The organism is Streptomyces sp. NPDC050997, from assembly GCF_040660135.1.
Taxonomy (GTDB): Bacteria; Actinomycetota; Actinomycetes; order Streptomycetales; family Streptomycetaceae; genus Streptomyces.
Window position 1 is genome coordinate 56,582 of the sequence record NZ_JBFAGK010000027.1, and the last position, 11,873, is coordinate 68,454.

The following is an 11,873-nucleotide window of genomic DNA, read 5'->3' on the forward strand; positions in this document are numbered from 1 at the left end:
CCCGTCTGTCACAGCGGTCGGCTGAGTCCATGCGTGCCGATCGCGTCTTCGCGTACGGCGCCGCCGCCGGCCTCCTCGGTGACCTGCTCCTCGGCGATCCCCGCCGTGGGCATCCGGTCGCCCTGTTCGGGCGGGCCGCCGGTGCCGTGGAACGGGTGTTGTGGCGGGACCACCGGGGATGGGGCGCGCTGCACGCCGCCGTGTGCGCCGGTGGCGCCGTCGCGCTCGGGGCCGCGGCCGCTCGTGCCGTACGTACCTCACCCGCCGCTTCCGTCGCGCTGACCGGCGCCGCCACCTGGGCCGTCGTCGGCGGGACTTCACTCACGCGGGAGGCCCGGAGCATCGGGCGTGCGCTGGAGGCGGGGGACGTCACCGGGGCGCGGGCGCGGCTGCCGCATCTGTGCGGGCGGGATCCGCAGGCGCTCGACGCCGACGGGATCGCGCGCGCGGTCGTGGAGTCGGTCGCCGAGAACACCTCCGATGCCGTGGTGGGGGCGCTGGTGTGGGGAGCCGTGGGCGGGGTGCCCGGGCTTCTCGGGTTTCGGGCCGTCAACACCCTCGACGCGATGGTCGGCCACAAGTCGCCCAGATACCGGCGCTACGGATGGGCGTCCGCGCGGCTCGACGATGTCGCGGGCTGGCCGGGGGCACGGCTGACCGCCGTCCTCGCGACGCTCGCGGGACCCGATCCGCGCGGCGCCGTGCGCGCCTGGCGGGCCGACGCGGCACAGCATCCGAGTCCCAACGCGGGGCCCGTGGAGGCGTCGTTCGCGGGGGCGTTGGGGGTGCGGCTCGGCGGGACCCTGTCCTATGCGGGGCGGGTGGAGCATCGGCCGGTGCTCAACGGAGAGGGGCGTGCCGTGGCCACACACGACATCGAGCGGGCCGTACGGCTGTCCCGGCACGTCGGTCTCCTGGCTCTCGGCGTCAGCGTCGCCGGGCGGCTGCTCACTAGGGGGCGAACGTCGTGAACGGTGGTCTCCTCGTCGCCGGCACCACCTCTGACGCCGGCAAGAGCGTCATCACCGCGGGGATCTGCCGGTGGCTGGTGCGGCAGGGCGTCAAGGTCGCGCCCTTCAAGGCGCAGAACATGTCCCTCAACTCGTTCGTGACGCGGGAGGGCGCGGAGATCGGGCGGGCGCAGGCCATGCAGGCACAGGCCTGCCGCGTCGAGCCGACCGCGTTGATGAATCCCGTGCTGCTGAAGCCGGGCGGTGAACAGAGCAGTCAGGTCGTGCTGCTCGGGAAGCCGGTCGGGGAGCTCAGTGCGCGTGGCTATCACGGAGGGCGGCAGCAGCGGCTGCTCGGGACCGTCCTCGACTGTCTCGCGGAGTTGCGGGGCACGTATGACGCGGTGATCTGTGAAGGGGCCGGCTCTCCCGCCGAGATCAACCTGCGGCGGACCGACATCGTGAACATGGGCATCGCGCGGAACGCTCGGCTTCCCGTCCTCGTGGTCGGTGACATCGACCGCGGGGGCGTCTTCGCTTCCTTCTTCGGGACCGTCGCCCTGCTCTCGCCCGAGGACCAGGAACTCGTCGCCGGGTTCCTCGTCAACAAGTTCCGGGGGGATGTCAGCCTGCTGGAGCCCGGGCTCGACATGCTGCACGGGCTCACCGGGCGGCGTACGTACGGCGTCCTGCCCTTCCGGCACGGGCTCGGGATCGACGAGGAGGACGGACTGCGCGTCTCGCTGCGCGGAACCGTGCGGGAGTCGAACGTCTCCCCGCCCGTCGGCGAGGACGTGCTGCGGGTCGCCGTCTGCGCGATTCCCCTCATGTCCAACTTCACCGACGTGGACGCGCTGGCAGCCGAACCGGGTGTCGTGGTGCGGTTCGTGGACCGACCGGAGGAACTGTCCGACGCCGACCTCGTGGTGATTCCCGGGACCCGGGGAACGGTCCGCGCGCTGGAGTGGCTCCGCGAGCGGGGACTGGCGGACGCGCTCGTCAGAAGGGCCGCCGAGGGGAGGCCGACTCTCGGTATCTGCGGAGGCTTCCAGATCCTCGGCGAACACATCGACGACGAGGTCGAGTCGCGCGCCGGTCAGGTCGAAGGGCTCGGAGTCCTTCCCGTCCGCGTGCGGTTCGACCGCGAGAAGACCCTCACCCGACCGGTCGGGGAAGCCCTCGGCGAGCACGTCGAGGGATACGAGATCCATCACGGGGTCGCCGAGATCTCAGGAGGCGACCCCTTCCTTGACGGCTGCCGGGTCGGCCAGACCTGGGGCACCCACTGGCACGGCTCGCTGGAGTCGGACGGCTTCCGGCGGGCCTTCCTGCGCGAGGTGGCGGCCGCCGCGGGCCGCCGTTTCGTGCCGGCCGCCGACACCTCGTTCGCCGCGCTGCGCGAGGAGCAGCTCGACCGGCTCGGCGACCTGATCGAACAGCACGCGGACACGGACGCGCTGTGGCGGCTCATCGAGTCCGGTGCGCCGCAAGGACTGCCTTTCATTCCACCGGGAGCGCCCGCATGAGCACAGTGTTGTTGTTGTCGACCGCCGACACGGACCTGTTGGCGGCCCGGGCCGCTTCCGGTGCGTCGTACCGGATCGGCAATCCGACCCGGGTGGACGTCACGGAGGAACTTCCGGGACTACTCGAGGGCTCGGACATCGCCGTCGTACGACTGCTGGGTGGCAAGCGGGCCTGGGAGGACGGGCTGGCGGCGCTGAAGGCGTCCGGGATTCCGACCGTGCTGCTCGGCGGAGAGAGCGTTCCCGACGCGGAGTTGATGGCCGAGTCGTCGGTGCCGGCCGGTGTCGTGGCCGAGGCGCTGCGGTATCTCGTCGAGGGCGGGCCGGAGAACCTGGCCGAACTCGCCCGCTTCCTCTCCGACACCGTCCTCCTCACCGGCGAGGGCTTCGAAGAGCCCCAGAAGATGGCCGAGTTCGGCGTCCACGGCGAGCGTGCCTTCATCGAGGGTCGCCCCACGGTGGGTGTGCTCTTCTACCGGGCGCATCACCTGTCCGGCAACACCGCCTTCGTGGACACCCTGTGCGACGCGATCGAGGCGAAGGGCGCCAACGCCCTTGCCGTGTACTGCGGTTCGCTGCGCGGTGCCGACGCCGGGCTGTACGAGATCCTGGGGAAGGCGGACGCCCTGGTCGCCACCGTCCTCGCCGCAGGCGGCACACACGCCTCGCAGGCGTCGGCCGGCGGTGACGAGGAGGCGTGGGACATCGGCGCGCTGGCCGACCTCAACGTGCCTGTGCTGCAAGGGCTTTGCCTTACGTCGTCCCGCGCGGCCTGGGACGAGTCCGACGCCGCGCTCTCCCCCATGGACGCCGCGATGCAGGTCGCCATCCCGGAGTTCGACGGGCGGCTGATCACGGTCCCCTTCTCCTTCAAGGAGCAGGGTCCGGACGAGGTGCCCGTGTACGTCGCCGACCCCGAGCGGGCCGCGCGGGTCGCCGGAATCGCCGTACGGCACGCGAAGTTGAAGCACAAGCCGAACGCCGAGAAGAAGCTCGCGCTGGTCTTCACCGCGTACCCGACCAAGCACTCACGCGTCGGCAACGCCGTGGGTCTGGACACGCCCGCTTCGGCGGTACGGGTGCTGGACTCGCTCCGGGACGCCGGATACGTCGTCGAGGGCCACCCCGACAACGGTGACGAGCTGATCCACCGGCTGATCAACGCCGGTGGCCACGACGTGGAGTGGCTGACGGAGGAGCAGCTGGCCGGCGCGCCCGCGCGGGTGCCGCTCGCCGACTACCAGGCGTGGTTCGACAAGCTCGACCCTGAGCTGCGCAACGGCATGGTGGAGGCGTGGGGCGAGCCGCCGGGCAATCTCTACGTCGACGGCGACGACATCGTGCTCGCGTCCCTGCAGTTCGGGAACGTCGTCGTGATGATCCAGCCGCCGCGCGGCTTCGGCGAGAACCCGATCGCGATCTACCACGACCCCGACATGCCGCCGTCGCACCACTACATGGCGGCCTACCGCTGGCTCGAGAACAGCTTCGGCGCCGACGCGATCGTCCACATGGGCAAGCACGGCACGATGGAGTGGCTGCCCGGCAAGGGACTTGGGCTGAGCGGTGGCTGCGCGCCCGACGCCGTACTCGGCGAACTCCCGCTCATCTACCCCTTCATCGTCAACGACCCCGGCGAGGGCACCCAGGCCAAGCGGCGCGGACACGCGACGGTCGTCGACCACCTCGTGCCGCCGATGGCGCGTGCCGACACCTACGGCGACCTGGCGAAGCTGGAGCAACTCCTCGACGAGTACGCGCTCGTGTCCGACCTGGACCCGACGAAGGCGCCCGCCGTCCGCGCGCAGATCTGGACGCTGGTGAAGGCGGCCGAGCTGCACCACGACCTGCATGTGGACGACCAGCCGGACGACGCGGCGTTCGACGAGTTCGTGATGCACATCGACGGCTATCTGTGCGAGATCAAGGACGTGCAGATCCGCGACGGGCTGCACATCCTGGGCGGCGGCCCGGTCGGCGAACCGCGCGTGAACCTCGTGCTCGCCGTGCTGCGCGCCTCGCAGGTGTGGGGCGGGCTGGCCAACGCGCTGCCGGGGCTGCGGGCCTCGCTGGCAGCCCATTTCGGGCTCAGCGAGAAGGAGTTGCTGGCCGAGCCGGGTGCGCCGCTGAAGGTGCCGGTGGAACTGAGCGATCTGGTCGAGGGACCGGCGCGTTCGGCCGCCGACGCGATCGATCTGCTGGAGCAGCTGTGCCGCCGGTTCGCGGAGGGCATGGAGGACCGGGAGTGGGACGTCACCGCCGTCCCGGCCCTCGTCCGAGCCGTCATCGGTGCCGAACTCCCGGATGCTGTGGCGGTGTTGGAGTTCGCGTGCGACGAGGTCATGCCCCGGCTCGCCCGCACCACCGACGAGATCGACCACATCCTGCTCGCGCTCGACGGCGGTTACGTCCCGGCGGGACCGTCCGGATCGCCGACCCGCGGACTCGTCAACGTCCTCCCGACCGGCCGGAACTTCTACTCGGTCGACCCCAAGGCCATTCCGTCCAGGCTGAGTTGGGAGGTCGGACAGTCGCTGGCGGACTCGCTCGTGCAGCGGTATCTGCAGGACACGGGCGAGTTCCCGAAGTCCGTCGGCCTCACGGTGTGGGGTACGTCCGCGATGCGCACCCAGGGTGACGACATCGCCGAGATCCTCGCGCTGCTGGGCTGCCGCCCGGTCTGGGACGACGCCTCGCGCCGGGTGACCGGCTTCGAGGTGGTCCCGCCGGCGGAACTGGGCCGGCCCCGCATCGACGTCACGGTCCGTATCTCCGGTTTCTTCCGGGACGCGTTCCCGCATGTCGTCGGACTGATCGACGACGCGGTACGGGCGGTGGCGGAGCTGGACGAGACCGCCGAGCAGAACTACGTGCGCGCGCACGCCGACGCGGACACCGCCGAGCACGGCGACCGTCGCCGGGCCACCTCCCGCATCTTCGGCTCCAAGCCGGGCGCGTACGGCGCCGGTCTGCTGCCGCTGATCGACGCCCGCAACTGGCGCAGCGACGCGGACCTCGCCGAGGTGTACGCGGTGTGGGGCGGGTACGCCTACGGGCGCGGTCTGGACGGTCGGGCGGCGCGCGGGGACATGGAAACGGCGTTCAAGCGGATCGCGGTGGCCGCCAAGAACGTGGACACCCGCGAGCACGACCTCGTGGACGCCGACGACTACTTCCAGTACCACGGCGGCATGGTCGCCATGGTCCGGCATCTGACGGGCACCTCCCCCGAGGCGTACGTCGGCGACTCCGCCACCCCGGACCAGGTGAAGACGCGCACGCTCGGCGAGGAGACGCACCGGGTCTTCCGGGCGCGCGTCGTCAACCCGCGCTGGATGGCGGCCATGAGGCGGCACGGCTACAAGGGCGCCTTCGAGATGGCGGCGACCGTCGACTACCTCTTCGGGTACGACGCGACGGCGGGCGTGGTCGACGACTGGATGTACGAGAAGCTCAGCGCCGAGTACGTCTTCGACCAGGAGAACCGGGACTTCATGAAGAAGTCCAACCCCTGGGCGCTTCGCGGCATCACGGAGCGGCTCCTGGAGGCCGCCGAGCGCGGACTGTGGGCCGAGCCGGACGCGGACACCCTGGAACGGCTGCGGGCCACCTACCTGGAGCTGGAAGGCGATTTGGAGGGCGACGACAAGTGAGTACCCCGTTCCCGTTCACGGCCGTCGTCGGTCAGGACGACCTGCGGCTCGCGCTGCTGCTGAACGCCGTGTCCCCCGCGGTCGGCGGCGTGCTGGTGCGCGGCGAGAAGGGCACTGCCAAGTCGACGGCGGTGCGGGCCCTTTCGGCGCTGCTGCCGGAGGTCTCCGTGGTCCCCGGCTGCCGTTTCTCCTGCGACCCCGCGTCGCCCGACCCTGGCTGCCCGGACGGGCCGCACGAGACCGGCGGCGGTGCCTGGCGTCCCGCCCGCATGGTGGAACTCCCCGTCGGTGCCTCCGAGGACCGGCTCGTCGGCGCCCTCGACATCGAGCGGGCGCTGGCCGAGGGCGTGAAGGCGTTCGAGCCCGGGCTGCTCGCCGACGCGCACCGCGGGATCCTGTACGTCGACGAGGTCAACCTCCTCCACGACCACCTGGTCGACCTGCTGCTCGACGCGGCGGCGATGGGCGCGTCGTACGTCGAACGCGAGGGTGTCTCCGTACGGCATGCCTCGAAGTTCCTGCTCGTCGGGACCATGAACCCCGAAGAGGGCGAACTGCGGCCGCAGTTGCTCGACCGGTTCGGGCTGACCGTCGAGGTCGCGGCCTCGCGGGAGCCCGACCAACGGGTGGAGGTCGTGCGGCGCAGGCTCGCCTACGACGACGAACCGGCCGCCTTCGCCGCGCGCTGGGCGGACGAGGAGTCCTCCGTACGGGCGCGGATCGTGGCGGCACGGGAGCTGTTGCCGTCGGTGCGGCTGGGTGACCCGGCGCTGCGGCAGATCGCGGCCACCTGTGCCGCGTTCGAGGTGGACGGCATGCGGGCCGACATCGTGATGGCGCGGACGGCGACCGCGCTGGCCGCGTGGGCCGGGCGGACGGACGTCCTCGCGGAGGACGTCCGGCAGGCCGCGCTGCTCGCGCTGCCGCACCGCAGGCGACGCAACCCCTTTGACGCGCCCGGACTCGACGAGGACAAGCTCGACGAGACCCTTGAGGAGTTCGGCGGCTCGGACGACGAGGACCCGGATCCTGACGGGTCGGGGCCCGACGGAGACGGCGGGGGCGGCGGACAGCCGCCTTCCGAGGGGCCCGAGGGCGGCGACACCGGTGCGCGGCCCGAGGCCGGGGAGGAGGGCGGGGAGCCGCAGTCCTCCGGTGGCGGCTCGGGTGAGCAGCAGCCGACGCGGGCCTCCGAGCCCTTCCGTACCAAGATGCTGAGCGTGCCCGGTCTCGGTGAGGGCGCCGCGGGGCGGCGTTCGCGGGCGCGGACCGAGCACGGGCGGACGACCGGGGCCCGGCGGCCCCGGGGGGCGCTGACCAAGCTGCACCTGGCGGCGACCGTGCAGGCGGCGGCGCCGCATCAGCGGGCGCGCGGACGGTCCGGGCGTGGGCTGGTCGTGCGGCGGGACGATCTGCGGCAGGCGACGCGGGAGGGGCGCGAGGGGAACCTCGTGCTGTTCGTCGTCGACGCCTCCGGCTCCATGGCGGCCCGGCAGCGGATGAGTGCCGTGAAGGGTGCCGTGCTGTCCCTGCTGCTTGACGCCTATCAGCGGCGGGACAAGGTGGGGCTGGTGACGTTCCGGGGATCGGCCGCCGAGGTGGCGCTGCCGCCGACCTCCTCCGTGGACGCGGCGGCGGTTCGGCTGGAGTCGCTGCCCACGGGTGGCCGGACGCCGCTCGCGGCGGGTCTGCTGCGGGCGCACGAGGTGCTGCGGGTGGAGCGGCTGCGGGATCCGGCGCGGCGGGCGCTGGTCGTGGTGGTGACCGACGGGCGCGCCACGGGTGGGCCGGAGCCGGTCGCGCTCTCCGGGCGTGCGGCCCGTCTCCTCGCGGACGAGCAGATCGCCTCCGTGGTCGTGGACTGCGAGTCGGGGCCGGTGCGGCTGGGGCTGGCCGGACAGCTCGCGGGTGAGCTGGGCGGTACGGCGGTGACCTTGGACGAGTTGCGGGCGGACTCGATCGCCGGGCTGGTCAGGGAAGTTCAGGGCGATTCGAGGAGGGCCGCGTAATGCCGCAGGGACAGCCGAGTGTCGTACCGGAGGACGGACTGACGACCCGTCAGCGGCGTAACCGGCCGCTGGTCGTCGTGCACACGGGCATCGGGAAGGGCAAGTCCACCGCCGCTTTCGGGCTCGCGCTGCGGGCCTGGAACCAGGGGTGGCCGATCGGGGTGTTCCAGTTCGTCAAGTCGGCGAAGTGGAAGGTCGGCGAGGAGCGGGCACTGCGGGTGCTCGGGGACTCCGGCGAGGGCGGGTCCGTCGCCTGGCACAAGATGGGCGAGGGCTGGTCCTGGGTCCAGCGGGACGATCAGATGGACAACGAGGAGAAGGCCCGGGAGGGCTGGGAGCAGGTCAAGCGGGACCTGGCCGCCGAGACGTACCAGCTGTATGTGCTGGACGAGTTCGCCTACCCCATGCACTGGGGGTGGATCGACACCGACGAGGTCGTCTCCGTGCTGCGGGACCGGCCCGGGACCCAGCATGTCGTGATCACCGGACGCAACGCCCCCGAGAAGCTGGTGGAGTTCGCGGACCTCGTCACCGACATGTCCAAGGTCAAGCATCCGATGGACGCCGGGCAGAAGGGGCAACGGGGCATCGAATGGTGACGTCTTCCGTCCCACGGCTGGTCATCGCCGCGCCCTCCTCGGGCAGCGGCAAGACCACCGTCGCCACGGGGTTGATGGCCGCGTTCGCTGCGCGGGGGCTCGCCGTGTCCGGGCACAAGGTCGGGCCGGACTACATCGACCCCGGGTATCACGCGCTCGCGACCGGGCGGGTGGGGCGGAATCTCGACGCGTATCTGTGCGGGCCGGAGTTGGTCGGGCCGTTGTTCGCGCATGGTGCGCGGGGCTGTGACATCGCCGTCGTCGAAGGTGTGATGGGGCTGTACGACGGGGCCGCCGGGGAGGGTGAACTGGCGTCCACCGCGCATGTGGCGAAGTTGCTGCGGGCGCCGGTGGTGCTGGTCGTCGACGCCTCGTCGCAGTCCCGGTCGGTGGCGGCGCTGGTGCACGGGTTCGCCTCCTGGGATCCGGAGGTGCGGGTCGGGGGCGTGATCCTCAACAAGGTCGGATCGGATCGGCACGAGGAGCTGCTGCGGGAGGCGTTGGAGTCGGCCGGGGTGCCGGTGCTCGGTGTGCTGCGGCGGGCGGCTCAGGTGGATACGCCGGCGCGGCATCTGGGGCTGGTGCCGGTCGCCGAGCGGCGGGCTTCGGCGGTGGAGGCGGTTGCCGCGATGGCGGAGCAGGTGCGGGTCGGGTGTGACCTGGAGGCGTTGGCCGCGCTGGCGGGGAGTGCCGGGGCGTTGTCGGGTGCGGCTTGGGATGCGGCTGAGGTGCTGGCTGCTTCGCGCCTTCCCATCCCGTCCCTGGGGGCTGCCGCCCCCAGACCCCCGCTTCGGCCTGAAGGGCCTCGTCCTCAAACGCCGGACGGGCTGGGAAGGGCGGGCCGGCATGGCCCCCAGCGGGTGGGTGGGGGTTCGGGACGGCAGCGGCCTCGTCCTCAAACGCCGGACGGGCTGAGTGAAGCGGACCGGGGATCCAAGGAATTGCCCGGTGTGAGAGTTGCCGTCGCCGGGGGTCCCGCTTTCACCTTCTCCTATGCCGAGCACACCGAACTTCTCAGTGCCGCCGGTGCCGAAGTCGTCGTCTTCGATCCCCTGCGGGACGAGCAACTGCCCGACGGGACAAGCGGGTTGGTGATCGGGGGTGGTTTCCCCGAGGTGTACGCCGCCGAGCTGTCCGCCAACGAACCTCTGCGCAAGTCCGTCGCGGCCCTCGCGGAGAGCGGTGCTCCCGTCGCCGCCGAGTGTGCGGGGCTGCTGTATCTGTGCCGGGAGCTGGACGAGCTGCCGATGTGCGGAGTGCTGGACGCCACCGCGCGGATGTCCGAGCACCTCACGCTCGGCTACCGGGACGCCGTGGCCGTCGGCGACAGCGTGCTCGCCGAGGCCGGGACGCGGATGCGGGGGCACGAGTTCCACCGGACCGTGGTGGAGCCCGGGGCGGGGGATGTCGCCGCCTGGGGTGTGCGCGCCCCTCGACGGCGGCTCGAAGGTTTCGTACAGCAGGGTGTGCACGCGAGTTATCTGCACACGCACTGGGCGTCCGAGCCCGGTGTCGCCCGTCGGTTCGTGGAGAGGTGCCGGACGTCATGAGCAGCAGCAGGTTGATCGGGGTCGGGGTCGGGCCCGGGGATCCGGAGCTGGTGACCGTCAAGGGCGTCAATGCTCTGCGCGCCGCCGACGTGGTCGTCGTACCGGTCATGGCCGCGTCCGATGGAAAGGACGGGGGCGAGCGGGGTCGGGCGGAAGCCACCGTCCTGCACTACGTGCCCGAGGAGAAGGTCGTCCGGGTGGTGTTCGCGCTCAACGAGCGCAGTGACCGGGCGCGGCGGGAGGCCGCCTGGGACGCGGCCGGAGAGCGGGTCGCCCAGCTGCTGGAGGCTCGTGGCTCGGTCGCCTTCGCGACCATCGGCGATCCGAACGTGTACTCCACCTTCACCTATCTCGCGCAGACCATCACCGAGCTGGTGCCGGGCGTGGTGGTGGAGACCGTGCCCGGTATCACCGCGATGCAGGACCTCGCGGCACGCTCGGGGGCCGTCCTCACCGAGGGGACCGAGCCGCTCACGCTGGTGCCCGTCACCGCCGGGGCCGCCGTGCTCAAGGACGCCCTGAACGGGCCCGGGACCGTCGTCGCGTACAAGTTCGGGCGGCAGTCGCGGGAGGTGGCCGAGGCGTTGCGGGAGACCGGGCGGATCGACGACGCCGTGTGGGGGTCGGCGCTCGGGCTGGAGTCCGAGTCCATCCGGCCGGCCGCCGACCTCGACGACGCTCCCCTGCCGTATCTCTCCACACTCATCGCACCCGCGCGGCGCCACGGCGGCCGAGGCGGCAAACTGTGAGCCCGTCAAGAACCCGCCCCTCGAGAACCGGGGTGTCAGCCGGCCAGCCCCACCACCAGCCAGATGAACGCCACCCCCGCGACCGTGCACAGCAGGGTCGAGCGGGCGGGGTGTTCGTGGTGGGCCTCGGGGAGGATCTCGGCGGCCGCGAGATAGAGGAGCGCGCCGCCGAAGAGGCCGAGATAGCCGCCGAGCACCCCCTCCGGGATCGTGAGGAAGACCGTGGAGGCCGCGCCCACGACCGGGGCCGCCGCGTCCGCGAACAGCATCGCGAGCGCTCGGCGGCGGGCGTTCCCGTACAGGCTCGTGATCGTGTACGTGTTGAAGCCGTCCGCGAAGTCGTGGGCGACGACGGCCAGCGCGACCGCCGTGCCCATGCCGCCGCCGACCTGGAAGGCCGCGCCGATCGCGACACCGTCCATGGCGCTGTGGCCGACCATCGCGGCCGCCGCCGTCAGACCCACTTCGGGGGCGCGGCCGGCGCGAGGCCCGGTTTCCTCGGCGCCGTGCGCGGCCTGACGGCCGGCGAGCAGGCGTTCCATCATGTGGGCCAGCAGGAAGCCGGCCACGAAGAGCAGCAGGGCGGCGGGGACGCCGAAGACCTCGGTGCCGGCCGCGTCCAGCGCCTCCGGCAGCAGGTCCAGGCCGACCACGCCGAGCATCAGGCCGCCGGCCAGGCCCAGGACGAGATGGCGGCGGTCGGTCACCCGCAGTGCCGTCCAGCCACCCGCCAGCGTCATCAGGAACGCGCCGAGCGCGACGAAGACCGCCATGTGCCCTTGGTATCCGATCGCACGCCCCTCACGCACATCCGACCCAAGCAGCAATGAACTTCCG

General features: G+C 72.0%; 8 protein-coding genes. 7 read left to right on the forward strand and 1 reads right to left on the reverse strand.

Going from position 1 to position 11,873, the window contains the following annotated elements:
- Positions 1-29 precede the first annotated feature (29 nt).
- The 7 genes from AB0H86_RS38795 to cobI are packed head-to-tail and all read left to right on the forward strand — an operon-like array spanning position 30 to position 11,036.
- The gene (locus tag AB0H86_RS38795) at positions 30-971 is read left to right on the forward strand and encodes a cobalamin biosynthesis protein (protein WP_362449884.1); all 942 of its coding nucleotides are present in this window, start codon (positions 30-32) and stop codon (positions 969-971) included.
- A complete protein-coding gene (locus AB0H86_RS38800; protein WP_362449885.1) occupies positions 968-2,476 on the forward strand; it encodes a cobyric acid synthase in 1,509 nt (502 codons plus the stop codon). Before AB0H86_RS38795 ends, AB0H86_RS38800 begins: the two co-directional genes overlap by 4 nt.
- A complete protein-coding gene (cobN, locus tag AB0H86_RS38805) occupies positions 2,473-6,129 on the forward strand; it encodes a cobaltochelatase subunit CobN (protein ID WP_362449886.1) in 3,657 nt (1,218 codons plus the stop codon). Before AB0H86_RS38800 ends, cobN begins: the two co-directional genes overlap by 4 nt.
- Positions 6,126-8,138 (forward strand): putative cobaltochelatase, encoded by a 2,013-nt coding sequence (locus tag AB0H86_RS38810; RefSeq protein WP_362449888.1) that lies wholly within the window; start codon positions 6,126-6,128, stop codon positions 8,136-8,138. The genes cobN and AB0H86_RS38810 overlap by 4 nt, the downstream gene beginning before the upstream one ends.
- On the forward strand, positions 8,138-8,737 hold the full coding sequence (cobO, locus tag AB0H86_RS38815) for a cob(I)yrinic acid a,c-diamide adenosyltransferase (RefSeq protein ID WP_362449890.1): 600 nt from the start codon (positions 8,138-8,140) through the stop codon (positions 8,735-8,737). The genes AB0H86_RS38810 and cobO overlap by 1 nt, the downstream gene beginning before the upstream one ends.
- Positions 8,731-10,287: a cobyrinate a,c-diamide synthase gene (locus tag AB0H86_RS38820; protein WP_362449892.1), complete on the forward strand. Its 1,557-nt coding sequence runs from the start codon at positions 8,731-8,733 to the stop codon at positions 10,285-10,287. The genes cobO and AB0H86_RS38820 overlap by 7 nt, the downstream gene beginning before the upstream one ends.
- On the forward strand, positions 10,284-11,036 hold the full coding sequence (gene cobI / locus AB0H86_RS38825; protein ID WP_362449894.1) for a precorrin-2 C(20)-methyltransferase: 753 nt from the start codon (positions 10,284-10,286) through the stop codon (positions 11,034-11,036). The genes AB0H86_RS38820 and cobI overlap by 4 nt, the downstream gene beginning before the upstream one ends.
- A gap of 35 nt (positions 11,037-11,071) precedes the next feature.
- On the opposite strand, the gene AB0H86_RS38830 is transcribed toward cobI, so the two are convergent.
- Positions 11,072-11,809 carry a ZIP family metal transporter gene (locus AB0H86_RS38830; protein ID WP_362449896.1) on the reverse strand — a complete coding sequence of 246 codons (738 nt, stop codon included), beginning with the start codon at positions 11,807-11,809 and terminating at the stop codon, positions 11,072-11,074.
- Positions 11,810-11,873 lie beyond the last annotated feature (64 nt).

What these genes read in the sequence shown, in the direction of transcription:
- AB0H86_RS38795 (WP_362449884.1), top strand. Translation starts at nt 30, where the DNA reads ATGCGTGCCGATCGCGTCTTCGCGTACGGCGCCGCCGCCGGCCTCCTC.
- cobN (WP_362449886.1), top strand. Translation starts at nt 2,473, where the DNA reads ATGAGCACAGTGTTGTTGTTGTCGACCGCCGACACGGACCTGTTGGCG.
- cobO (WP_362449890.1), top strand. Translation starts at nt 8,138, where the DNA reads ATGCCGCAGGGACAGCCGAGTGTCGTACCGGAGGACGGACTGACGACC.
- AB0H86_RS38820 (WP_362449892.1), top strand. Translation starts at nt 8,731, where the DNA reads ATGGTGACGTCTTCCGTCCCACGGCTGGTCATCGCCGCGCCCTCCTCG.
- cobI (WP_362449894.1), top strand. Translation starts at nt 10,284, where the DNA reads ATGAGCAGCAGCAGGTTGATCGGGGTCGGGGTCGGGCCCGGGGATCCG.
- AB0H86_RS38830 (WP_362449896.1), bottom strand. Translation starts at nt 11,809, where the DNA reads ATGGCGGTCTTCGTCGCGCTCGGCGCGTTCCTGATGACGCTGGCGGGT.